Annotated in this window: 21 protein-coding genes; all 21 read right to left on the bottom strand. The window is 39.8% G+C overall.

Going from position 1 to position 25,996, the window contains the following annotated elements; all coding sequences use genetic code 11:
* Nucleotides 1–24: 24 nt before the first annotated feature.
* The 21 genes from E308F_RS15165 to E308F_RS15070 all read right to left on the bottom strand — a co-directional run bounded on the left by E308F_RS15165 (nucleotide 25) and on the right by E308F_RS15070 (nucleotide 25,590).
* Nucleotides 25–1,104, bottom strand: coding sequence for a hypothetical protein (locus E308F_RS15165; protein ID WP_141265759.1), 1,080 nt, complete (start codon nucleotides 1,102–1,104; stop codon nucleotides 25–27).
* A 14-nt stretch (nucleotides 1,105–1,118) separates the two neighbouring features.
* On the bottom strand, nucleotides 1,119–2,906 hold the full coding sequence (locus tag E308F_RS15160) for a hypothetical protein (protein ID WP_141265758.1): 1,788 nt from the start codon (nucleotides 2,904–2,906) through the stop codon (nucleotides 1,119–1,121).
* A gap of 14 nt (nucleotides 2,907–2,920) precedes the next feature.
* Nucleotides 2,921–3,328: a hypothetical protein gene (locus E308F_RS15155; RefSeq protein WP_141265757.1), complete on the bottom strand. Its 408-nt coding sequence runs from the start codon at nucleotides 3,326–3,328 to the stop codon at nucleotides 2,921–2,923.
* 12 nt (nucleotides 3,329–3,340) lie between these two features.
* Nucleotides 3,341–3,748 (bottom strand): hypothetical protein, encoded by a 408-nt coding sequence (locus E308F_RS15150; protein ID WP_141265756.1) that lies wholly within the window; start codon nucleotides 3,746–3,748, stop codon nucleotides 3,341–3,343.
* On the bottom strand, nucleotides 3,748–6,768 hold the full coding sequence (locus E308F_RS15145; protein ID WP_141265755.1) for a M23 family metallopeptidase: 3,021 nt from the start codon (nucleotides 6,766–6,768) through the stop codon (nucleotides 3,748–3,750). The genes E308F_RS15150 and E308F_RS15145 overlap by 1 nt, the downstream gene beginning before the upstream one ends.
* 13 nt (nucleotides 6,769–6,781) lie before the next feature.
* On the bottom strand, nucleotides 6,782–8,167 hold the full coding sequence (locus E308F_RS15140) for a hypothetical protein (protein WP_141265754.1): 1,386 nt from the start codon (nucleotides 8,165–8,167) through the stop codon (nucleotides 6,782–6,784).
* A gap of 48 nt (nucleotides 8,168–8,215) precedes the next feature.
* The gene (locus E308F_RS15135) at nucleotides 8,216–8,827 is read right to left on the bottom strand and encodes an S-layer homology domain-containing protein (RefSeq protein ID WP_141265753.1); all 612 of its coding nucleotides are present in this window, start codon (nucleotides 8,825–8,827) and stop codon (nucleotides 8,216–8,218) included.
* Between the two features lie 12 nt (nucleotides 8,828–8,839).
* Nucleotides 8,840–15,580, bottom strand: coding sequence for a phage tail tape measure protein (locus tag E308F_RS15130; protein ID WP_141265752.1), 6,741 nt, complete (start codon nucleotides 15,578–15,580; stop codon nucleotides 8,840–8,842).
* Nucleotides 15,581–15,637: 57 nt separating this feature from the next.
* Nucleotides 15,638–15,820: a hypothetical protein gene (locus tag E308F_RS16030; protein WP_216364574.1), complete on the bottom strand. Its 183-nt coding sequence runs from the start codon at nucleotides 15,818–15,820 to the stop codon at nucleotides 15,638–15,640.
* A gap of 149 nt (nucleotides 15,821–15,969) precedes the next feature.
* Complete coding sequence (locus E308F_RS15125) at nucleotides 15,970–16,407, bottom strand: hypothetical protein (RefSeq protein ID WP_141265751.1); 438 nt, start codon at nucleotides 16,405–16,407, stop codon at nucleotides 15,970–15,972.
* A 161-nt stretch (nucleotides 16,408–16,568) separates the two neighbouring features.
* Nucleotides 16,569–17,387, bottom strand: coding sequence for a hypothetical protein (locus E308F_RS15120; protein ID WP_141265750.1), 819 nt, complete (start codon nucleotides 17,385–17,387; stop codon nucleotides 16,569–16,571).
* A 104-nt stretch (nucleotides 17,388–17,491) separates the two neighbouring features.
* Nucleotides 17,492–17,929: a hypothetical protein gene (locus E308F_RS15115; RefSeq protein WP_141265749.1), complete on the bottom strand. Its 438-nt coding sequence runs from the start codon at nucleotides 17,927–17,929 to the stop codon at nucleotides 17,492–17,494.
* Nucleotides 17,930–17,941: 12 nt separating this feature from the next.
* Nucleotides 17,942–18,640, bottom strand: a complete 699-nt coding sequence (locus E308F_RS15110; RefSeq protein WP_141265748.1) for a hypothetical protein — start codon at nucleotides 18,638–18,640, stop codon at nucleotides 17,942–17,944.
* Between the two features lie 2 nt (nucleotides 18,641–18,642).
* Nucleotides 18,643–19,254, bottom strand: a complete 612-nt coding sequence (locus E308F_RS15105; RefSeq protein WP_141265747.1) for a hypothetical protein — start codon at nucleotides 19,252–19,254, stop codon at nucleotides 18,643–18,645.
* Between the two features lie 12 nt (nucleotides 19,255–19,266).
* A complete protein-coding gene (locus tag E308F_RS15100; protein ID WP_141265746.1) occupies nucleotides 19,267–19,689 on the bottom strand; it encodes a hypothetical protein in 423 nt (140 codons plus the stop codon).
* An 11-nt stretch (nucleotides 19,690–19,700) separates the two neighbouring features.
* Entirely contained in the window at nucleotides 19,701–20,030 is a 330-nt protein-coding gene (locus tag E308F_RS15095; protein WP_141265745.1) for a hypothetical protein, read from the bottom strand.
* Between the two features lie 92 nt (nucleotides 20,031–20,122).
* Nucleotides 20,123–21,085 (bottom strand): hypothetical protein, encoded by a 963-nt coding sequence (locus tag E308F_RS15090; protein ID WP_141265744.1) that lies wholly within the window; start codon nucleotides 21,083–21,085, stop codon nucleotides 20,123–20,125.
* A 25-nt stretch (nucleotides 21,086–21,110) separates the two neighbouring features.
* The gene (locus tag E308F_RS15085) at nucleotides 21,111–21,524 is read right to left on the bottom strand and encodes a hypothetical protein (RefSeq protein WP_141265743.1); all 414 of its coding nucleotides are present in this window, start codon (nucleotides 21,522–21,524) and stop codon (nucleotides 21,111–21,113) included.
* The gene (locus E308F_RS15080) at nucleotides 21,524–23,314 is read right to left on the bottom strand and encodes a hypothetical protein (protein ID WP_141265742.1); all 1,791 of its coding nucleotides are present in this window, start codon (nucleotides 23,312–23,314) and stop codon (nucleotides 21,524–21,526) included. The genes E308F_RS15085 and E308F_RS15080 overlap by 1 nt, the downstream gene beginning before the upstream one ends.
* A 33-nt stretch (nucleotides 23,315–23,347) precedes the next feature.
* Nucleotides 23,348–24,805 carry a hypothetical protein gene (locus E308F_RS15075; protein ID WP_141265741.1) on the bottom strand — a complete coding sequence of 486 codons (1,458 nt, stop codon included), beginning with the start codon at nucleotides 24,803–24,805 and terminating at the stop codon, nucleotides 23,348–23,350.
* A gap of 11 nt (nucleotides 24,806–24,816) precedes the next feature.
* A complete protein-coding gene (locus tag E308F_RS15070; RefSeq protein WP_141265740.1) occupies nucleotides 24,817–25,590 on the bottom strand; it encodes a metallophosphoesterase in 774 nt (257 codons plus the stop codon).
* Nucleotides 25,591–25,996: the final 406 nt, after the last annotated feature.

The following is a 25,996-nucleotide window of genomic DNA, read 5'->3' as shown; positions in this document are numbered from 1 at the left end:
TTCCCCACCACCTTACGCAAGCACTTAATACCGTACTTCTTTTAATACCGCCAACCCCATATTTATATTCGCTGAATGTTTTGTAAAACATTGCTCAGTATTTATATCATAAAAACGATATACTTCCTGTGTCCACGGCTTCCCTTCTACATCTACCACTAACTCATCCAGATGAAGAATATTATGTTTAGTAACGGCCACACATCCATCTAATTGACCGCGATACCCTTCATAAGGATGGTATACATAAATCGGGCTCATATGATACTTACCTGTCCACCGAGAGGCTTGAAATCCTTGTGATTCTAATTTTACGCCAGTATCCCCTACTTGAGAATCAACATAAGCACTTCCAGGGGGAGGGGCCTGAGTGATAAAAGCAGGATAATGCTTTTGAAATAAAATACCTGTTTTTGTTTTTAACATTTGGAAATTATTATTGCCCGTAGCTGTAAACTCACCAAAATAATAATCAGGATTATTAATAGCTATTTCAGTATAACTAGGCTCTTTTCTATACGCCCCCGCCGTCAACAAAATATTACCATCTACATCATCCTCATTGAACTTAAATGGTTGAATTGCCCCAATATAAAGGAATGATTTTCGATAATCATTAAAATTAATAGCAGGATCAGCTACTAGAACCATAGCAATCCTATTATTACTTATAGTTGCGTATAAATATACTGGAGAATTAAAATCCCGATCTGAATTAGAATAATTCTCTTGCGCCCACTCATAAAGCACAGGATAGCCGTTAACACCATAACTATTATTAGTAGGATTAAACTCATCTAAAAGTTGAACAGTCATTGAACTATGTTTACTTACATCACTAAAACCATTTAACTTAAATCTTACATAAAAATCTTTATTTCTTACAGTAGTTGAACCAATAGCTGTCTTTCCTTGTACTGTTAATTCTTTTATTTTACCTGTTGCTACATCAGTAATTTCTTCTTTTATAATCCAAGTATTAGCTACCTCTGTTTCTCCGTGCATAGCGTCAAAAGGGTAACTAGTAAAAGTTAAAATTTCTTTAATAGTGTTAAGTAAATCCTGGGACTTTGTAATTGTTTCTACATATTTAAAATCTGCCATAAATTATTACCTCCCTACCTGACCTCTTTTAAAATTGCAAGCATCATATCATTGGGATTTGCTGATCGCAACATAAAATTAATAGGACTTAACAACCGCACAAACTTATAAACCTCTATCCAATTCCCAACTTCTGGATTAGCAGGATCTTTAGGTTCTCCTGTATCAAACTCTAGTTCATCTAAATGAGTAAGATTGTAAGGACTAATTGCTAAAACACCATCCAAATACCCTCTATACCCTTCATATTGATGATATAAATAAATTGGGCTCGCATGAAATTTTCCTGTCCACCTAGAAGCCTGTAAAAAATCTTCCGCTATCAATAGATTATACAAGCCAGAAGGAATTGAACCGCCATGATAATTTGGTAATGGAGTGTTAAAAGATGGATAAAATGCTTGAAATAACGTACTACCACTTTTTGTACTTAACATAGATACTGAATACATACCATTAGAAGCATAATCCCCATATTGTGTATATAAAGGATTATTATTTTGATCAATGTCCTGTAAAACAAACCCTGTCTTGTCTTTATTTAATTCCCCCATCCCTACCGTAACGGCAAAGTTATTGGTGTAATCATTACTACTAAAAGAAATTATAGGCCCGATATAACCAAAACTTCTGTAATATCCCTCTCTATCAGGCACAGGGTCGCCTTCAATTATCATAGCTATTCTTCTATTATTTATAGAAAGATAATAATTAACTTGATACTCTGGTCGTCTTGACACTAAACCGATCCCTGACACACTAGTATTACAACCATAAAAATAGTGAGCAGGAGGACTTACTACTTCCCTTCCATATCGCACCTCCCAGGAAAAAGAAGGCGGCACAAAAACCTTTTCTTGTTGAGGATCATTCCACTGCTTATACATAGCCTCGGCTTTTTTCTGATCTATAATTACGGGAGTTTTCCCTTTTCCTACTGTCGTCACATCACAAATATCTTTATAAGTTAAAGTTGGATCGCCGCTACTAGGCGTGCCTAAAAAACCCTCTCCATATAAAACATCAAAATAATTATATTGCCCAATAGGATGTTTAAACATTACATAAAAATTCTTAGCTGTTAATCCTGTAGGTGGATCAGGAGTAATTTTTAAAACTTCTACCTTATCACTAATATTTATATCCGCAGTATAATATCTCTCAGTAAATCTATAAACAGGAGGTTTATATAAATAAGTATACGAACCATAATAATTATACAAAAGTACCCGATCTCTCGTTAGTAAATAATTCCAATCAGAAGGCATTTCTGCCACAATCTTAAATTCATTCCATTCTGGATCAGCTTTATAACTTCCATCCAATTCCTGCCGTACCTGCTCAACAATATAACACCTAGCCCCCACCGTCGGTTCCGTAGAATCAAGTACATTTACTAACAACAGTCCCGTTACCTGTAAAGTGTGAGAAACCCCATTCGCATCCACATAAGTAACAGCTTTTACCTGAAACTTTTTACCAGTCCTTTCATTATTTGAATTTACTTCCCACACATAGCCATCTGTATCGCATAATTCTAAATTATTACTACTAATAGTATTTATTGTACCCACCTTATATACGGGATATAAATTCCCATCAGTATGTTTATATATACCTTGTATATTATCTCTAAAATTTTCATTATACGTTACCCATATATACGCATCACTACTAAAAACCTTCTGCCATTTATTTATTTCATAAGGTATAGTAGCACTAACGATGCTATCCACTAAAGCAGTAATAATATTCTCCGCCTCTGCCGCCCCTTCTACCCAAGCCACTTGATCTGCTGGCAACTATACCGCCCCCCTTACCGTAAAAACTTTATATTATACCAAACCTGCTTCGCCTTACCACTATTATTATAAAAATCAAACTTCAACGGTGTATTAGCCGCTATAGGAAACACAATCCCAAAACTATTACCCATACTTACACTCTCTGGTAATTCCTTAGTATAAATAGTCTCACAGATTTTATCCTGCCCAATGGTCAACTCCCAATAATCATCAACACAATACTGACTACAAGCTATAGCAATAGATAAAAACTCCGTTTTAAAAGGTAAAGAATAGGTATCCGAATATACCCCTGTCGCTTCAGGAATATCCAACCGCCGCCCTCGTATATAAGGAATAGTTAACTTAGAAAAATGAGGGTAAGGAAGTTCCCTTACTTTATCAATTACTCCACCAACAGGATAAGTAACCTGAAACATGCTGTCACCCCCCTACCCTAATCGATTCACTTCAGTTCCTACCAATAAACCTTTCGCATCATAAAGCAAACCTATCCGATACCTACTCAAAAGGTTTCCTGAAGGATCAAAATTAGAAAGGATAACCCCCGTCAATCGCCACATTAAGTAATAAGTATAGTCTAAGCTATCGGGAGTTATTCCCACGGGATAGGTTGAAGCATCCTCTGAACCATATTGAAGATAAACACTAGTCGTACGTCCATCATCATAAACAAAGTCAACCGCTGTAACCTTATCTTGATCTGCAGGATGGTCACGATGTAAAGTAATAGCCGCAATGTCACCCACACTATCTTCACTAGAATTTATTTTCCTAATTTCATTGTGGATTAATTCCAGTATAGGATAAATCAAATAATCATGGGTTACGCCCGCCATTATACCACCGTCCCATCAGCGGCAGACCACATTAAATCAATAATTTGAATATAACCTGTATCCTTAGAAAAACTAGTCCTAATACCTTTAATAGTATAGACTGAACGAGTAGTAGTATGTTTATCCACTACTAATATACGATCTAAAATATCTAAGGCTGGATTTCCAACTATAGATACCTGTAAAGTACGGCACAACCGCTTCATGTCAAAAAAGGCCCGTAATGCTACTTGTTTTTTCGCTTCCGAAGATTTTGCCCACCCCACGCTAATTACCGCAGTCCGCAACTCTCCTTTTAACTCCAATAAAATCTCCTTATCAATAAAATTTTCCGCGCGACCATCAGCATCAATAATAACTAAATGGCTACGTGCTCGCGAAAAATCCACAGTCTTTGCGATAGTAAGTAAATTCTCGTTTTCGGTAAATTCAGCCACAACAGGCTTATCCAATCTTAGCTGTTCTAAGCGATAGGTGCCGTAACGATCACAATAAGAACGATAATTAAGATCCCCAATTACTTCATTAATACAATCCGATACTTTGTAACGATAAGCCTCAAATTTTTTCCCATAGGCTTCTACAAAGGGATTTAACCAGCCCTGGGGGGTGGGTATAGAAGAAATAGGCACCGTAATAAATTCTCCTTCACTTGACCCCGCCTTTACAACATACCCATGTTTTTGATCTACCTCTATTAAATAAGTCTCTTCAATAATTGCATCAGGATACTGCCTATCCTCATCAGTAGCCCGCCAACCAAACATCCCTGCATGGGCTACTAAATCTTGCACTACAGCCGATTTTAGCCAAGCCGTTTTCTGGCTATCATCTGTACCCGAAGCACTTTCTGTATAATTAGTATCCCACTGGGATGGATTAGCTTTTATTTCATTATAAATACTCCAAACATTATTAGTCCAATTCTCATCTGAAGTCCAGGTATATCCTGTTCCCAAATCTCCCCCTAAACGAAAATATTCTACATCATCCCAGGAATCTACCTGAAAACCTCGACTCCGCAAAGCATCTACCATACGTTTGGCTCCATAATACATCTGCTTTTCAATTCCTGCATAAGCTGGATCAGCGTAAGAAGAACTATAACACCCATAGCCAAGAACATAACCTCCCTGCTCAGGCCGCCCCCATCCTTGTGTACCCATCGCAGTTTCTTGTTGTGCGATAGCTAATAAGAATTTATAATCGACGCCAACCGCCGCCGCATGTTTTTTAGCGGCGGCAATAATCTGATCGCGCCAAGAGGCATTAGTTAGCGGATTAGCGGGGTCAATCTCACGAGGATATTGCTTAGTCTCCGTTAGCACTTTGTCCATTATCTTTTTATACCTATCACGACAATATATTGTCATATTCCCATCAGCAGTCATGTCTACCCGATCAATTAATCCTGTAAACACCCGCATTAAATTCATACCATAACCTAAATAAATCCGAATCGGGGTATTTTCACTTAAAACCCCAACATGAAAACCACCATTAGTCCAATATGAGAACGGCGAATCCTTATATAACTCAGGAAATAAATAAGGGTTATAATCAGGACTGTAATAACCATCAGGGTTAGAAATCGTTATTTGCGCCTCCGCCGCCTCCATATCAAACTGACTATCTATTTCAATACTCTGAACATTATCCAAAGTTAAAGTATCCATATATACAAATTGACCTACCTGCAAACTTACTTTTTCTGGTTGCTCATTAAACACAAAACTATCTATAGTCATAACATCCCAATAACCAGTAGCCACAGAAGACCCTGGCAAATCCCTCGTCGGATCAAAATTATCTATTGTTTTATCACCTCTAGCTAGAGCTTGCACAATTAATTCTTGAATAAGAATATGTTTTAAAGCTAAAGTTTGCAACCGCGAACCCCGTTTCCAAAAAACTTCAATTCTAATTATATTCTTCCCTTGGGGAACAGCAATACCCTTTAACTCTTCTTCAACCCCACTAAACTCCGTCACCCGCCGCACTAAATTACCATTTTCATAAACTCTAAGCTGATCCCCCTCAGACAAAGAAGCCATATAACTTAAATCCATAAACCCTGCTCTCTGCATATCCACCTCAATATTAAAACCTACCGTAACATCTTCCGAAACCGTATTAGGATCAAAGACAAACCTTTGTACCTCTCCGTCATATGATGAATAAATTTGGAAATTAGCATCTAAATTGTAACGGGGATCAGTGTACCAATCCCGTTTTACAAACTGTTCATCCAACCGTACTTCCCCAGGTAAACCTGTATAAGTCTCCCCTACAGTTACACCATCACCAGTATTACCTGAAGATAAAGATAATTTCTTGCTACCATTTAAATAAGGAACAGGGTCTACAGCATAAATATCACCTTTACCGTTAGGTAAACATATTTCAAAATGTAAGTGTGAACCTAGCCCCCGCGCCCGCTCAGAATTTGGATCATTGTAACTACCTGTAACCTTATGACCACTAAACCATACATTACCTGTATTACCTGCTTTACCTATAGCCTGACCTTGATTAACATTATCTCCTACATTAACAAAAATCTCACTTAAATGAGCATAACGAGTGATAATACCACCCTCATGCAAAATTTCCACCCAATGTCCGTAAGACTCATAATCCCAGCGTTCAATTCGCTTTACCTTACCACCCCAGGCGGCCACCACCGTCTCACCCACATCAGCCGCTATATCCAGGCCGCTATGCCCGTTATATCCCCTGGCCCCAAAAGCGCAGGTAACATCATTTAATGTTCGCCCAGGGAGAGGAAACACCGCCTCCGCAGTCGTAATATAAGAAGAAACAGTGGAAGATGGATCAATCCATGTCCGTACTACTTCTTTTGTTAATTGATAATCCTCAGCCAAAGATTGAATTTCTTCCACCCGCCCAGGTATAAAAACTAACCGATCTACCTCTACCCTGTAAGTAGGACGCTCATAGCTACTAACCTTTAATCTCTTTGCCAATATTTTTCTTAATTCCTCTGATATGGGTTGCATCCTCACTCACCACCTAATACTTAAATCGCTCCAACGCCCACTTGCGAAAACGATTTAAAAAAGTAACTGCTTCAGCCCGTGTCAACAAAGAATCAGGCATAAACATCAACTTAGGTTGGCTAGTACCCTCTAAAGGATTATACATATCATCCACAACTACATTGCCATTAGCATCAAAATAAGAACATAAAATACCGCTTATTAAAGGTTGACCCGTACTGCGTATAACCTCATCTTCCATCGCTAATATATCTTGCGTCCACCAATCTGTTTCCTTAATAACTTCTCCTGTACCTAGGATAACCATACTCGTAGGAACCCCTACATCCGCAAACCTAGTGCTTACCGTTTTCTCATAAAAGAAATAAACCTGATCCCCTTCGTGCAAACCTGTATTAAAAGTAACCGTATGAGCATCCGTTTCCTGATAATCTACCCCAGCCTCTTTATTAACACCATTTACTTTAACTAGCAACTTTTCTTTCCCCGCAGGATAAGTACCATTCAACCTAAAAACCGTCTGCCCTTCATAAGCAACAATCGTCTGCTCCAAACGAGAACCAGGAGGTTCTAAATCTGTAAAACGACTATAAAAAGTTTTCCTTAAACGGTTGATGAGAACATAAGCCTCCGCTCTCGTAATATAAGCATTAGGAAAAAACCTATTATTATAATAAACCATAGGAGAAGTCGGCTTAAACTGCTCAGTATTCTGCTTTAACCCCCACGGTTCTTGTGTTGTATAAACAATCGTACAAGTTACATTATTAAAATTATACGGCATATAGACTGTCCCTGTGGGGGTTATACAATAAATATCTGTGTCATAACCAATATACTTTTGAACTACCTGTTCCCAAATAGAAGGATCACTCCACTCCTCATCAGGAACAGGTGCCCGCCGCAAATACCTACCAAAAACATAAACATACTCTTGATAATACCGATTAAATTTATCATAAACATAATTACTAGCTCTACTTAGAGTATACTTCGGATAATAACCAGTATAAGGTGGTGTAGGTTTACCAAATTTATCAGTCTCAGGTATACCCCAACTAGTAAAAGACACTACCGCCCCCGCTCTAGGAGCCCCATACAAAGTCACATCTGAAGTCCCTGAAGCATTATCCTCTACTTTCTCATATACAGTCTGTACCCCATCTATAAAGACATATAAAGGATTATCTATCGTGGGAACTATTTTTTGTGATAACGAAAAAACCTTCTGTCCCTCGGTGGCTATATGTTCTTCATAAATATAAGGAGCCCCCGCCTTAAAAGCATTATAAGGAATACCTGACACAAATGGCTTACCATCCTCTAATTCAATCCGCGATGCCTCCATAATTTCCTGATAAAACCAGTCACCCTCATTAACATCAACCCACTTTTTCACGACTATCACCTCACCTTTAGTATAGGTAAAGGAATAGGTAGGAAAGACCTATTCCCTAATACTTTGTTCTAATAATCTCCTTGTCCGATTTAAAAAGGCTATAAATTCAGCCCTGGTTACATAGGCATCAGGTCGAAAATAAAGAATAGGTTGGTTATCCCTCGTCATTACTGCTAATAAACCCAGATTAGCCATCTCTTCAATTTCCGTCTGTGCCCAATGCCCTTCAATATCTTGGTACTTAAACCTATTTTTACGATCATATTCATCTTTTTTGACTAAAATCATATCCAATTCTACTTTATACCGCCTATTAGCTTCATACACCGAAACCTTCATACTAGTAACACTACCTAGGTATAAATGTCCCTTTTCATCATAAAATTTATGCGTCCAACCACAATAAGTGAGATATTCAGTATAGGCTTCTTTATCATCAAACAACAACGTTATCTGCGCTTTATAACTAGAAATACCCATATTTTGAATATGAGAAGGCCCATTAATAACTGTCAACTCTTTAACATTAAATTGAGGAACAGGAGGTGAATAGGGCTCAATTAATCGCGCCCCCACCTCCTGATAACCAAATCCCATATCTACAAATAGCCTCTTTTTATAACGATCCTTCGCCGAACCAAATGGATATTGTTGCGTCATAATAAAGCCTCCTTACGGTAGTAAAGGCCGATAATTACTGCCAATACCGCTTTTCACCTGTTGCCACAACAAACCAGTCAAACCAGCCTGGGTATCTCTTATTGTTTTCGCTACCACTTCTGATATTTTTTGAACATCGCTAGGTGAACCACTCATATTATCAATATTTAGATTTACAATCACATCACCTTGACGGTAAGTCATATTACGATAATTATTCGTTAAGGTTTTAGCCTCCCAGTAGGTTAACGGTTTAATTTCAGGGGGCAGATTAAATGTACCCTGAGACGGTAGAGCTTTTCTAATTTTAACCAAATTATCTGTAGATTCTGCTTGTAATTGTTTTATCTGTAACCATATCTGCTCCCGCCGCGCATCTCCTTCAGCATACCTCTGCATTAAATTCTGCAATTCGGTAATAGCTGTAGCAATCTTCCTATTCTCCTGCTCTACTTGTGCCCGCTCTATAGAGCGAACCGTCCACGAATCTTCCTGCGCTCCCCCTAAAATCGCTTTCCCTCGCTTAATACTATACTCCGCCTGAATAAGCTGACGTTCCCGTTCCAGTTTACTCGTAATCTCATCTACTTCGGAAAATTCTGTCTGCGAAAGTTGCAACCGCTGTTGAGCAATAGTAGCCTGATGTTGCAATTCCGCCAAATGTAGGGCCTGCCACGCCTCATTATCCTTATAAGTGTTAGGATTAGCTTCCTCTAATAACCTCTTCCTTTCTTGAATCTGTTTTACTGCTTCCTCTAACGCTTCAATATTAGAACGAAGAAACCCTGCCATTAAATTCCGTAAACGATCAGAATCTTCTCTAAAACCAGCCCGCAGTAACTCCGATTTTTTAATCTCAAACTCCGAGTTTAACTCGGCCAGTTTCATATTCAACCGTTCATTGATCAATGACAGCATTTGCTGTCCTTCTTCAAAGGAAGTTACCTCACGCCAATCTGTCTTAGAAGTATCTTCCCGCAAACCATCACCGTTTAAATCTAATGTCGGATTCTCACGTAAATACCGCTCCTGTTCTTCTTGTATTAAAGCTAACGCACGCCCTTTTTTCTGCGCTACTCCTAACCGTTCCGTTAAGTAAGTTTGTAAATCATCCTCCCCTGATAACAGAGCCTTCCACGCCTGTCCATATTCACTAAAAGAAGGGGTAGTACCACCAAATAGACGCGAAAGACCTCCCGTAAGAGTATTAATAGCCTCAAAAGCACCAAAAACAATCTTCGGCAACCAGCCTGCATCCCTTATATTCTGGAAACGTTTAATCATTTGCTCCTCTTGATTGGCCTCTTCCTGCAACCGCTCCCCAGGAGATAAAATACTGGAAGCTAGGGGATTACCTAGTATTTCCATCGCCGCTAGGCCCCACCCTATGGGGCCACCTAAAAACTTACCACCAATACTCAGCTTGCCCGCTATCTTACCACCAACACGACCCAACGTTCCTATACCTTTAGCAATAGCTCCTTCCCCCGTAACTAGAGCTTTACCTTTACCGAACAAATTACCCAAAAAGCCGCCCATCTTAGCCAGAAGGGGAATACCCGCCAAAATACCAGCGTATTTAGCGTATGCGCTACCCGCCTGCCCTCCGATTTCTCCAAGCATGGCCTGGGCCGTTTGCGGCTGGCGCATCTGTTTACCAAACAAAGAACCTGCAATTACAGCATCAAGTAAATTAACACCCTTTAATTCAGCTACCGCTTTACCCTCAATCGCTCCCAAATCACCGAGGCGGTAATTGCGCTCTAACTGCCTGATCTCGCGGGAAAAAGCCTCGGCTGTCATCTTGCCCTCTTTAAATTCCTTCACCAGAGCATCCACGTCCTGGCGTAAAGAATTTAATCTCCCTTCTGAAAGTCCTGATACCCTTGCTAATTCCTGTAAAGCTCTCTCAAACCGCTCAATGTCCATTGCTCCTGTCTTAAATTCCTTACTCAAAAGATGGTAGGCAGAGATCACCTGCTTACCACGCAAACCCATATCCGCAAAAGCCGTATCTAATAAAACCATTCGTTTTTGTAAATCAACCGCTTCCTTATCTACTTCTGCCATCTCCTGAGTTAATTTTTCTATTTGACGATTATAACCAGCCTGCTTCGCCTCCAATTCCGCCATTATATTATTATATTTATCCAAAGTTTGCGTAAAATGATCGTAGGCTTTTTGCAACTTATCTATTCTTTGTTGCTGTAAAGCCAATTGACTAGAATCTGCCCCCTCCGCCAGCATTTCATTATAAATATGTTTAGCCTGCTCTAATCTATTTTTTACAATATCTTGTCGGCGTTTAGCTTTACTAATAGGAGTAGCCAGCTTAGTCTTTTCAATCTCAATTTCTCTCCCTTGCCGTTCCCAATAAGCCATTTCATCCATTACAGATAACTTTTTAAGCCTTTGAATATAGGCTTCTTCTTCCAACCAACCCATATTGGTAGCATAGGATTTTTGTAGCTGTCGCTGATTAAACCTATCTACAAAACTTTGACCTTTACCCATAAAAAACTTTATACCTAACCCCACTGCAATCTTACTAACAATGGACAATACACTAGCTACTTTGTCAGCGTTATCTCGAATAACCCGTAAAAAAGCCGTTAAATAAGTTATTAAAGAACTAAACTGTGGTTTTAGACTCTCAAAGACTCCAAACGTTGATATTTGCCACATAGTCAACGCACGCTGACGCTGAAACTCATAGGTATCCATCTTTCCTGCAATAGCCTGAAAAGCCTCTTCAGGAGTAACATTCTCCACATCTTTAATGTACGACCGTAAGTCAGGATAACCTGTCAATTTATCTATATCTTCTATTAAAGCCTGGATCGCCTCAGCACTAGCCGTATACCTGGTTTTATACACCTTATTTAATAATTCAATCCTACTCTGATCGTCCAATTTCCTAGCCGCCTCCACAATATCTAAAAACATCTCCAACCCAGTTTTTTGAATACGCCTATAAGTCCCATCATCCTGCTTAATTTTCTTAAATGGAGACAGCATTGCCAGGGCAGGATTACTCTCCGCCATTTGCTCCAAAAACTTTGCTTCGTTTGCTCTAAAAGGAGCTTCAAAAACAGTCCGCCAGAAAGTGCCTGCCTCACTACCTGTACGTGCCGTAGTTTGAGTAAAAAGCGACTGCAACACCAGGGAAGTTGCCAAGGCTTCGCTCTTGGGAATCCCAGGCATATTTTGAGCAAAAGTAATACCAGACCGTGCCTGGGCCTGCAACAAATCTTTCACCGAAGCCTGAGATAACAAACCTGCTTTAATCAGCATATTAGCGACACGATCCATATCCTGCCCGCGCAAACCCCACTGAGAGGCAATTGCTTCCATGCCTTTAGCGGCCTCTTCAGGCGTTAATTCCTCTCGCTCATAGGCGTAAATCTTCGCCGCACTCCTAGAAAGACTTAAAGCCTCATAAGGATTATCCACCCGCCTAGTGGTAATTTCCCATACTCTTCCCATCTCTTCTTGATTAATACCGAAATTTAAAGCAATGTCCTGTAAAGGCCGTACCGCCCCACGACCCGCCAGATTACGAATCCGTGCCACTTCTTCCTCTACCAGACGCCTGCGTTCCACCTCATTATTATACTGTCGGGCAGTAATACCATAATCCCCCAAACGACTCGCTTGCTCATAACGAAGTTTAACCCTTTCTTCCGCCAATTTTAAAATATTCTCTTCTTTAGCTAAAAGATTAGTTTCGGCCTTCTTCAAATCATAATCAAACTGCCGCGCCGATTCCCAAGCACTATACACCAGACCCATCGGAATACCCATTAACATACCTGCTGTAATATACCGCATCGTATTGATTACTGAACCCACAAAAGTCCGTGTATCTCCACCAGGAGTAATATAACGCGATCTGCCCCTGCCCTCACTAAAAATATTGGAATAAGGTGCCGCATAAACCCTTTCCTGGACAGGGAAAGCACCCCGTCCACTACTCACAGAACGAGCCATCCCACGAGCTGTACTCTCAACACTGCGTCTAACAGAAGCAGGAGGAACATAAGCACCGATACTAGCAGGGTATAACTTTAATTCCTTAATCTCAGTCATTAAAGCCTTAAATTGAGCATCCAGCAACTCCTTTACTTTTTTCGCAATAGCGTCTTGCAAAGCTGTCATTTTCCGTGTTAAGTCCCAAACTGCCTCCAAGTTAGGCTTTACTTCCACTTCTCCCAATGCTTGCTGATATTCTTTTACAATCTGCGTAGCACTCTTCGTTAAAACAGCATGGAAACGCTTAAAGATAGCATTAATATTCTCACGCATAATTTTTTGCAAGAACTCTTCTCCCTGAAGCAGGGGATTAGCCCGCTGGAACGCCCGCACCGACATTTCAGCTTCAGCCGCTAGTGCCCGCCGCACTTCAGGATGCAAAGCACCAGTTACCGCCTGGAAAGAAGCCATCCTATCCGTAGATTTTATAACCCCTACAACGGTTTTAATATAATCACGCAAATAATTATTAATAACCTTATTCACAGGCATTAATAACTCCGTAAAATTAACGGGTGCTACCATATTTTCCCCTTTAACAGAAATAGCCAACTGTTCCTTTATCTCTTTCCCTAAATCGACAAACAAACGCCGCAACCCCTGTTGAATGGGTTGGATAATAAGAGAATTAATATTTAAATTCCACTGCGGCACACCTACATCTAAAGTAGCTAAACTTTTCTTCAATGCATCCTCAACAATTTTAACCACTTTTTTAATGATGCTATTTATATCTAAAGTAAACTCACCTACCTCGAACTTTACCTTCTGCACCGCCTTATCAACGGCTTGTTGCATTTCACTCTGAACGTGATAGATAACCTCCTGCGAAACTACTAGTGTCCCCAAACCCCTCTGAAGAGCAACTAGATAACTATTAATAATTTCTCTCGCACTCTTCTGTAAACCAGCCTGCACCTGGGCCTGTTCTTCGGCAGAAAGAACCATAAAACTCCCCGCCGACACCCCTTCTATTAAGGCCGTAAAAATATTCCGTGCTCTCTCTATAAGGAGTTGCGCTAGTTTCTCCGTCTCCTTCTTAATTAACTCTTGGATGCCACTTTTAGTACCCTGTTTAGGAGTAGTTTGCACTAACTTTATTTCTTGCAACACTACATCGTATATACTTTCTTGGATTTTTTCTATTACTTCAGACGGTATTGTTACCTGTATCTTTTTCCCAGCATCAAAAACAGGAACCATACTGGTAATTATATCTAAAATACCTTGTTGCACACGAGGTATAAGATAATCAACTATATCTTGTCCTCGTATCATTCCACTATAATCAGAATGACTTTTAAACCATTCTTCCACACCCTTTTCCAAATCATTGATAAAATTAAATACATTTATCTCTATACTTCCTTGAAGCCTTAAAATTGCATCAGTAAGTTTTGTTACCGACCCCACCACCCGCTCTTGTAAGGCTTTAGCTATAGAATCACTCCAATCATCCAACATTTTTTGTAGAGGGGCTACATCTATCCCCAACTTACTAAAATCAATTCCCTTCAAAGCCTCCTTAGTAGCGGCCACCAAACGCTCCTGTAACTGCTTCATACCAGCTACATAAACATCCTTCCCCTGCACTTTCACAAGTTGCGCCCCCGCCGCCGTCAACAGCGATTTCATAATCCCATCAATCTGAGCCAGGACATAGTTATTCAATACCACGCCAATATTGCCAATAGCCGCCTGGTACTTAGCCTGTTCAATAGTGCCTGCGGGTATAGTCGCCACCTGTTGAGTAATTTCCTTTAATAATTGCCCAATTTTAGTAATAATTGTCGTCCGTAAAGTCGCAATCTGCTGGCCCACCTGCTGGAGCCCGCCCACATCAACACCAGTAGAAAGACCGCTGATTTTCTTATTTATATCAGCAATCTCCGCCACTACAATCTGAATATGCTCCCTAAATTTTGCTAGGGACTTATCAATATTAGGTAGCTTCCGCAACTCTTCAAAATCAATATTTAAATGCTTATCTATATCACCTAGAGAATCCCTTATCTTATTTAACACCGCAGTCATTTTACTGACATCAATTTTTACAGGTTCAACATCAGCAAACGTAAAAAAGGCAGGATTAGAAATTAAAGACAAAAACTTCGTCTTAAAGGCGTCCAGCATAGCCTGCATATTCTCCGAAGTTACTGTCAGGGAAAAACTCTTTTTTTTATCCCCCTCCCAAACAAAATTTATGCCTTCATTTATCGCCTGCGATAATTTATTAACAAATTCCGCTTGAATTTGTTTTGTATGGCGATCCGTCAATTGAAAAGCAGGTAAATTAAAGGGCTGAATTTCTAATTTAGAAAGAGCTTCTTGAATGGCTTTCGTTACTTTTGTATTTATCTTCCTTACGTCACTATCACGTAAAGCAAATTGAATCGGTTCACCCGCCCCACCTGTAATAGTGACATCACGTTTCGCAATATTAGTTGCAATAGCCCTCTCCACTTTTTCTTTAATAGTCTTGCCAATATCAAACTTATTACCAAATAACGCGCTCTCATTCCACTTAGTAATTTCCGCTTTAATTAAATCAGCCACTTTAAGATTAATATTTTTTACATCTCTTGACATATTGCTAAAAGCAGTAGCAATATCCGAAACTTGATCTGCAAAAGCTCCTGCTTCTTTAATTGCACTAGAAAAATCCATTAATATCTGTGTCTTTAAAGAATAATCTTCTCCGCTTATGATTTGATCAGTCATCCTTTATCACCTTCTTACAAAAAAATACCGTCCTGACCTTAGTTTAGCCAGAACGGTCTAACCGCCACCAAGAGCCCTGGCGAACGCCATAATATCCTCTTCTGTAGCTTCTTGGTACTCATTATCTACATCTTTATTTATTACTGTATCCTCTCCAAGCCCCCCAAATATGCCTAATGGAGCCATCCTAGTTTCCACTTCAAAACGAATATATCTATTTACCGCCTTCATTAACTCCACAATTTGCGGGAGAGTATAATTCCATATTTCCCACTTATTAAGATGGCAATGTTTGTGTAAAATAAAGAAAACCTCACCCCAATGAACAGGCTCGTCTGTTTCTTCATCCCTTATCTCTGTTCCCTCAATATCCTCCCCCTCCCGCCGCTCTATTTTTTTAAACCATTCAACCCAATTAAAATATCTATTATCTTACGGGCTGTATCCAAATCCACATACCTGTCAAGATATTCACGATCAATATGAGGATAATACTTAAAAGCCAGTAATAAAATATCAAATAAATCCTGTTCCCGCTTTTGATCTATTTGCGGGTCATCCGTAGGTACAAAATTTAAAATAATAGCATCTACATTCACCGACCGTAATAATTTCATTAATTTCCTTGCATCTCTCAAGCTGGCAGGAGGAATTTTGTATTTCTTACCATCTCGCAACATAATTTCTGCATCATCTTCAAAAAATACAGCCTCTATTCGTTCCGCCTCCACCTGAGTTAGAGCTTCCTGTTTTATCCTTTCTACTGCTTGAGCGTTCATTTTACTTGCATGTTCTTTTTCTAACAGCTCTTTTTCTTCTTTCGTCATTATGTAATCCCCCTTCTATCCTTACTATATTTAATATAGACATTTCGTCATATTTTTTCTTTAATTTGTTATACAAACCCCCTAAAGAAAAACTGGCAAGGCAAGGACTAGGCAGGGGGAAACCTAGCTTCCACTCATTACCTTGCCAGTTTTAACCACAATTAAACATGCGAAGTAGCCGCATATAGTTTCACAGAACCCAGCTTCCCATCAGCTCGTTCAGGATCAATAACTACTAGCGACACCTCACTGGCCGAAGCCGCCGCCCGCTGAGTATCAATAGCAAACGTACCCCGCGCCCTGCAAGCATACAATTCTGTCTCGATACCTGCATAAGTACCATCTTTTTGTAGGAACGAACCGTGATGAACCACACTTACAGGGAAAGGAACCTCATCTACCAAAATATCGGCAACATCTACATTAGTATCCTGCCGTTTATAATTAATTACCACATCCATCCCTTTAAGAGAGGGATTAAAAATCAACTGCTTAGAAGTCGCATCAAACATAAACTCGTCAGCTTCAGGAGCAGTATCCGCCGCATAAGGCACCTGAGTCAAAAGTTTATTAGTATCCTTCAATCGCACACTAAAGGAAGGATCAGGAGCCAGAGTAGATGCAAAATCCAAATCTACAAAACCAACAGTAACCGTACCAATCTTCTCCGCAACAGTCTGACCTTCACCTAAAACCCACAGAGTCTCACTAACTCCCTCCCTGATGCTGGAACCCATCATCAACTGCAAAGCGGCCAGATCAAACTTGGCATCCGTAGCCGTAATTTCAATCGTTTTAGACCTGACAAGATTATCAATGGGGAAAAGCCCATCACCGCCAAAAATATCTTCAATTTCAGTATTAAAATTAATCCGCAAATTCTGCAAAGTACCCAGGGTAATTACTTCAATACCACCATTCTTGGCAAGGCGTTTTGCCATAAACGTACCCACGCCTTTAATAATCATCTTCTTCGCCATCTCTAGTCACTCCTTAACTATTTAGATTATTTAATTTTCAATTATAGTACAATCAACTTTACCTACGAAAATAGATTAGACGAACTTCTTTAATGTTTAACAAGCTACTTGGCTAAGGAGATAAACATTATTACCTCAATAGTAAAACAGTATATATTAGCAAGATCGACAGCACTCTCATGACCATCCTCAAACCGACAGGTAAAATTCTCCACACCCATCCAGGGAGGAATCTCACCCTCAAAAAGATCTAATATTCTCTGCGCTATGTTTTGGGCCAATTCTACATCATCACTGGTATAAATATCAAAGAAAAAACGTGAACCATAAACATAATCATTAATACTATCACGAAACCCCCCAGGAGAATAAAAAGTTATTAAAGGAAGGTTTTGCACCAAATCCTGGGGTTTTGACCTTTTCTGGATATGTTTAGCTTTTTCAAGATTAGTAGAAGCTGACGATAACCCCAAATAATTTAATATCTGTTCATCATTAGCCAATACCCTATAAATTCCATTATATAAATTAACAACTGACACAACCCCACCTCCCTAATCCTTACCCAACACAAAAACAGGGCGTAAAGATAAATACTTACCAGGATGCACCTTTTTAACAGCTTCTTTTAAAATTCGTAATGCCTCTTCATTTAAATGAGTCGTAGCATTTCTAAACCAATAATAAGCAAGTATATCTTCACCAATATATTCTCTAAACTTTGGGCCACTACCCCCCGCATAACGAGAACCAGTTATCCGCATATTACCACCCATATCCCGCCATACACCAGGAACACGGCCAGACCGATACATCACATCTCGACCACGAGACACAATCTTTTTCCCTGTCCTAGCAGGGTTTGGATCTTCTAAATCACGCCATTTTGGAGGAATATCATCACCAGCTTCACCTGTACCAAACTCATAGTAAATACCAATGTGAGAGTTCTTGAAATTATTAACCATTGCTTTTACTGCAGTACGCAAAACATAATAACGGTACTCACTTACCTTATCCCCAACAATTGAATTTATTAAAGCCTGCTTCCTTTTACGATCACTAGTAACACCGCCTCCCGCCAACCTGACAGGACTATCTTTAAAAGGCAGTCTATTTGCCGCTTGTTTAGCTTCCTGCACCAAAAGATCCCTAATCTGGCGTAAAGCAGGTTTTAAAGCCTGATCTAAATCATGTAAATAACTGTTTAGATCAAACCACATCAAATAAGAACTATTACTTCTACGGCCCATATTTATCGCCTCGTTTCCGCATGAACCTGTATCAACACCAGACCAGGATAACTAATATAATCAGTTGTAGTTACTTTTAAAGGTATCTGCCGCCCTCCTACTTTAAATACAATCCGATCAAGGATATTTATATCCACACCAGGAGCATAAAGAATAAACTTGCTATCAGCAAAGAATCCTGGCTGATACTGCATTAAATCAAAAGTAATACCCTGAGCATATACCCGCAAATCAGCATATTTAATTTGAGCCAGCTTTTTAATGTTACCATTCTCATCAGCAACCTCTACCTCTCCACTCACATCAATAACCCCATTAGACCTAACCATGTGGGCGACAGTAGCCGCTTTTTGATTTTCTATTACTTCATCGTAAGTAGAAACAACAATATAATAATCATCAGTAACCAAATTGTGAATAATATAACCACTGTCTACAGTTATTTCAGGCAAAAAATGCCCCCGTCTATGACTTTCCAAGGAAGCAGTATTATTAAACTGTTTACTCGCCCTACCTACTAAAGCTATTGTTGTTTGCACTTCCCCACCCAAAACCGAAATTACTTCTACGGGAACCCCTTCTTTCAAGATTATCTTTCGTTTACCTTGTATCACTCCAGCCACCACCTAAGTCCCAATTGGCTCTCGTGTACCTGAAATTAATCCGCAAATAGGACTGTCAGCTATTACTACAGATACAGACGTTATTTGGGACAAAAAAAACTCAAAGTCATTTAAAAAATCTTTAGCCGCCTGCGTCCAATCTACCTTTCCTTTCTTCCAGCGAGTATCCAACGTTTGAACTTCTACATTTACCCGCATCGGCATGGAGGGGGCTAATAGATAACAAATATAAGCGATTACTGCATTTTGCAAGTATAACTTATCTTCCTCACTCGCCGCCGCATAATCAGGCACTCTCTTTTTTACTACTACTTCTGCCAAACCAGCAATTAATGGAGAGTTAATAGCTTGGTTGGGTAAATCACTGTCATCTACACCAAATCGGGAACGAACCAAATCTTCATATCCTTCAGTAAGAATATCCATACTATCGCCCCCTACTTAAACTGGGAAATCTTCACCACAGGCCGACTAGTTGCCTCCAAAAATACTTTTTTCACACCCTCAAATACAACTTTCCCACCAGGAGCAACACATTTATCAGGAGTAAAGGCAATAGCCTTCGGATCTACATACACATCGCCGCCCCCAAGATTTTCTACTACAACCTGCCGTACTTCGGGTAAAATATCCACCACTAGAAGTTCTGATACTCCCAGTTTAACCTCTCGTACCGAAACTTCCTCTAAACTTTTTTCTTCTTCAATCCCTTCTTGTATCTGATTAAAGATTTCTTCAACACCTTCTTTTTTCATTTTCTTAGCCATCACTTATCCCTCCTATAAAAAAGGTCGCTACGGGCCGATACAGGCCCACAGTAGCGACCCGTTACTTAATAAAATTTATCCAATAAAACTAATTAATTAGACAGCGGGGTGACACAATCCGCAAACAAGAAGCCAGCCACCGAAGAAACAATCTTCTGATCATACCAACGTTCAGCTTCAATGATGGTTGCCCTACGGCCCTGCTCATACCATTGACGTACCTGCACGGCCCCCTGCCCATCTTTATTCCACATAAAGGAATAACCCAAGGCAGGAATCTTTTTTCCAGGACGGGGCGGGATATAAGCTAGAATAGCGGCATTACCCCAAATATAAGCTAAAATATCTTCCTGTCCAGGATTCATAGCTGTAGACTTCAGAGCAGAACCAACCAGAATTTTTTCTACCCCAAAAGCCGCCGCCATCAAATCCATAGTCACAATACCACGCTGGACGTATTTAATAATATCCACCAGCTTCGGATGCATCTGGAGAACATTAAACACAGGCTCCGCAAGAATCAGAGTATTTGCCCGCAAACCCGATTTCTTATGAATAGCTTCTTTAGCTTTTGCTACGTCCTTAAGCGGATCAGAATTAGTGAAGTCACTCCACTTTGCAGGGGCACCTGCACTACCAAGAGTCATAGAAAGCCCAGGATCGTAATTACTTGCATCCAGCAGTTTGCTGGCGGCATCTACTTCCTTATTCAAAAGGATACCTTCCGTTACCAGTTCCGTAGCATCGGCTTCAAGCTGGAACTCATCATCAGCATTGGAGCGTTCTTCATCAGGAATTGCATGACGCAGAGCATGTCCTTCACAATAATACTGATCATTCGACAGAGTCCAGTTAATTTCATTAGCTTCCGTACCAGGAGCCCTACGGTCATCATTTTGACGAAAACGTTCTTTACCATAAACATAATATTTATCTGACTGCTTACCTACAGGAACAGGAAGGAAAATCTGATCAGCAATATACTGTTCATTTTTATATCCGATTGAAATATTTGTTAATGCCTGATCTATATGAACTTTCTGCACAGTAGGCATCTAGCTCATCTCCTTTTCACTTAAATTAAACAGTAAATACATGGTATTTCATGCGAACAGGAATAACATCTCCTGCCGCCCCACTCTTTTCAGCAAAACCTATAACATTATAAGTTCCAGGAGTAGACGGAAGGGCTTTGCCAACACCACCAGCTCCCAAGATAACACGGCCACCGTAAGCTACAGGTTCAGCTAACAGAAGATTTGCAATCCCTTCTAATTGAACCGCTACATTACGCCCCGTCTGATCACCACCTGCCCGCAAAGGATCATTAACACGTTCGTCATTAGTCACAATCCCCAGGGGCACAGCATTATCTACAGTGGGTTTAACACATTCATCATTATTAGAACCATAAGTTACACCATGATAGAGAGCAACCCCATCTGCATCCATAATTTTATAAGTTTTCTGTAATCCCGTGTACTGACCAGCCATTATTCTTCACCGCCTTTAGCAAATTTTTTATACATTAATTTAGTTGCTTCACCAAGAGAAACATTGTTAGCTTTGGCATACTCTACAGCTTTCTCAGCTACAAAAGTACGAAACTCTTCTTCAGTTTCAAAATCATCGCGAGAACTTGGTTCATTATTACGTGCCCTAATTGTCCTATCAGAAGGCACAGTAAACCTAGCACCTTCAAACTTGGCGGCCACTTCTGCCTCAAATCCTTTAATAACCTCTTTAATTTCATCAATGCTGAGTGTATTAAGAAATTTCTTAAATAGTTCAGTCTGGAAAGCGTTACCCTGCGCCCGCACCCCAAGCTCCAGGGCCTTATTTATCAAATCAATACGATAAGTTTCTACCAAACCAGCTTTTTCCGTAAGTTCCTCATTAGCTTTCATCAATTCAGTAATAATTTCATCCTTCTTTACTAGCTCTTCCTTAATCGTCTCTAATTCAGTTTTAACCTGAGCTAATTCAGTTTCTAAGCTCACAACTTTGTCATCTGCTACCTTTGCCGCCAACTCAGTCTCCAGTTGCTCTTTTGTTTCCGCCTGGATACCAAACCTCGCTAAAATCTCCTGCAATTCTTTTAACTCCACCTGTTCTTCACTCCTTCTTTTCAAAATCTCAGCCCCGTTAGTTCTCTCACTAGTATCAGTAAACAAAACAGGGCCATCTTTAGTGTAATATCCATAGATAGTTGCGTTTAATGGTATATTTTTAATATTATCAACTAAGTGTAGTTTAGAACCTTTTTCTAAATCATTAACACCTTTAGCTGAAAACTCCTTAGTTATTGTCGCCCGATCACAAGCCCCCGCAAAAACCAAAGAGTTTTCTATTAACTCTCCCTTACCATCTTCGCCTACAATTACTATACACTTTTCAATAACATCTTTACCATCCCTAGTAACAACATACTTTTCCCCAGGTATGTGCGGACAAGACATGAAATCCCTTATATCATTACCACAAATAGAACATTTCCAAGAATCAGCATTAAAACCTATTGAAGTATCAAAAACCGTACCCGCAGTTATTCCCTTAACAATATCATCCGTAGACATACCACTCTCAGTCTGCCTACCTAAATCAATATAAAAATATCCGTAAACAGAATGGATATATTGTCCTGTTTCAGGATTATGCTCTATCGCTAGTTTAGAATCAAATGAACGACCTACAGGAAGAGATCTCTGATTATGATTCATCAATAACCCGATACCTTTATTCGCATCTTCTACAAACTTGTTAAGAATATTTGGATGCATAACCGTATTATATGCTGTCTCCTGATTATCAATCATCATATCGGGAAACACAAAAACTTCCTCCGCACTAAGAGGGCGAAGAGAAAATCTATTAATCTTGGCTAACTGCTCAGGAGTTGGCCTCCCCACCACACTAGCACTATTATTAGAAGAACCACTATTAAATCTTGCCATTTGTCTCTCAGCCACTCGCCGCACCTCCTCTTTATCCCTTTCAGGAATAGTACTACCATCTATCCTTGCCAAAGCATTTTGCACCGCATTATGCACCACATGCGGCCTCCCATCCTCTATACGGCAGTAAGGAAATTTTAACTGCCCAAAATCAGATAATTCCCCCGCCTCATGCCAAAAATAGACTTGTTTTAACTTATTCCAATCAATCTTTTCTTTATCACCGCTTCCATCGCTGGAAGCCCACCGCCTGAGCCCAAGTTCCGCCGCGTCAGCATCCCAATTATAATTATCAGATAGAGGAAAATCATGATAACTCTCAGCAGGCATATTACCACCACTCCCTTCCTAGTTTAGACACATTTAATTATTTGGAGCACTAGTTCCTTTTTCATCCTTCTGCCCACTAGTAGGAGAACCATCTTTATTGGTAATGGTGCTTTTTCCAAGGTGTTCCCAATCAGGCTCACCCACAGGCGCATGGCCCACGGCCATCTGCGCCGCCTCCTCTTGCGAAATCCAGCCCTGATCACGCATATAAGCATAATTCTGTAAAGCAATCTGCTGAAATTGAGCCTGTTCAAGTTCAGTCCGAATTTCTACAGGCTTAAACTTAAACTCAACAATACCCTGTTTACCCCGTAAGTTAAGAAAAATCGTTAAAGCCCTCACCATAACAGAAGCAACTAAGTCTTGTATGGCTTTTACACCTTGTAAATATAATTTAATCTCCATTTTGGCGAAACTCTCAGTATTACCCGTTGACCGCCGCCCCAAAATTGTTGATAAGGTTTTTAAGCCGCTCATAATTAAATTATCTATAGCTTCCATTAACTTCTGTGGGTCTAACATTGCCCCGCCACTACCCTTACCGCCAACCATATCAATATCAATACTATCAAAGTGAACAAAAGTATCATCTGGCTCTAACTGGCTATACATTTTAATAATTTCATTAAGTTTATTATTTAACCACTCCTGTTTTAACTGTTCATTATTACGGATAGCAATAGGCATCCTGGCTAACAAAACTTCTTCTAAAACTTTAATATCCAAGCGTGGATAACCCTGATTATGCACCACTGCTTTTATATCATTTAAAACCTGCAACTGAAAAAGCACCATACTAAGAGCTCCCAATAAGGGAGAACGCCCATAAGGATCATCAATACGCTCATCTAGGCCCTCATAAATAAAAGTTGGCACATCTAAAGACCGCTTCAAATTATCCTGAAAAGGAACAAAACGATCATTAATAAACTGAAAATCGATAGTGGCAGGATCTACAGGGGCCAAAAAAGCCACATCAGTTGCCCCTGGTAATAACACCAACTCTAGTGCCACCGCTCCACGCGTTACCGCACTCAAAAAAAGTTGATTCAAAACCTTATGGAAAGACCGTGATTTCTCAAATTGATTCATATTAGGCATTGATAAACGATCAATAAATTCTTTAATATCCCGTTCTGCCTGGGGATAAGGTTTACCCGAACCCAACCTTCTTACTGAGATAGTATAACCACTATTACCAATGCGTAAAAAATTCCATAACGCAAACGATACATCAGGATGAACATCAGTAAGAATATCCACCAACTGATCAATAGAATAATTAACAAAGCGGCGTTCATCTAAACCGAGATCCCGTTGAGTGCGCTTAGGTAAAGCACCAAAAGCACCCCCGCCCCCATTCATAAACCTAGGAATAGTCGTCCGCGCCCCGCCAAAATCAGATACAGACGGCACATTATTATTGCTAGTCGCTAACTGATTAGAAATAACTTGACGCTCTTTCAATCTACCTCTTATCCTCTTTCGCATTTTCTTACCCCCTAAACTAAATCCTCAATCTTATGAAAAATCATCTTCCGTTTATCAGCAAATATCTGCACCGCCCCAAATCCCGCCTTCACTAAGCTAAAACCTTTTTGTTCACCATAGCCACCATAATCCAAGGCAGAACCAGTATTAATAAACAACTGTTCTACTTCCTGTACCCTCTCTTGAGAGGGATTGGGAACCACAATCTTTTTCGGCACAGTTAACAATTTATGAGTATGTCCCATAGCATAAATATGGGCTACACACCTTTCCCTCATCCCTAATAACCCATTTATGGCTCCAGACTCCCTAGTACTCGAAGTAGCACCATGCCATGCGTAAAGGGAATAAGTTAAACCACCACTCAAATTAAAATTGACCACTGCTGAGAATTTACCATAAGCATCAATCCGCCCCCACCTATGACACATCTCCTGCGTAATCTCAAAAGAAGTATCTTTAATAATGCGCTCTTCATGATTACCCTCTAAAACTAAATCAATATTTTCAGCAAAAGGAAGAAAAGTCTCTACTGCCTTTTCAAACTGCTTTTGCGTAGGATAGTTTTCATCGTACACTGCCCGCCCCACCGAAGTTTTAGTCGCCGCCTCTAACAAATCTCCCATTAGCACCAAACGGCACCGCTGCCGATGGCTGGCTACGAAATTTAAAGCGTTTTCTAAGTAAGAATGATTAAAATACTTATTACCAAAATGAACATCACCAATAAAAACTATAAAAATAGACTGGTGTTCACCAGAATATTTTGATAAAATCTGCCGCATTATTATTCCCCCTAAGTATTACCTCAAATTAGGTTAGACGAAACTAAGAAGGAAACAACAAAATCTAAAACTTTCCTTAACTCCACTGCTACAGTCCAAAAATTCACGGTTCGCGGGGAGGGGGTAGGGGGTGGGGTCATGTAATTGGTTAGTTCTAACGATAGCCTTCTTTGAACAGCGGAGAAAGGGGTTGGGAAGCGTTAGCTTCCCCCAGATCCTCTATAATTCTTCTCTTTATAATTCTTCTATTATAATTCTTAGTGTCTAAAAAGTAGGAGACTGAAGTATGAAAATTAGACAACTGAAGTATGATTTTTAGACAATTGTAGTTTGAAAAATAGACAGCGATATATTTATAGTTATATGGTTCCACCTTAGAAAATAAAAAAAGAGCTGTTTTGAAACA

The organism is Moorella sp. E308F, from assembly GCF_006538365.1.
Classification (GTDB): Bacteria; Bacillota; DSM-521; order Neomoorellales; family Neomoorellaceae; genus Neomoorella.
Note: the sequence above shows the minus strand (reverse complement) of the source record. Positions and strands in the feature narration are given on the sequence as shown.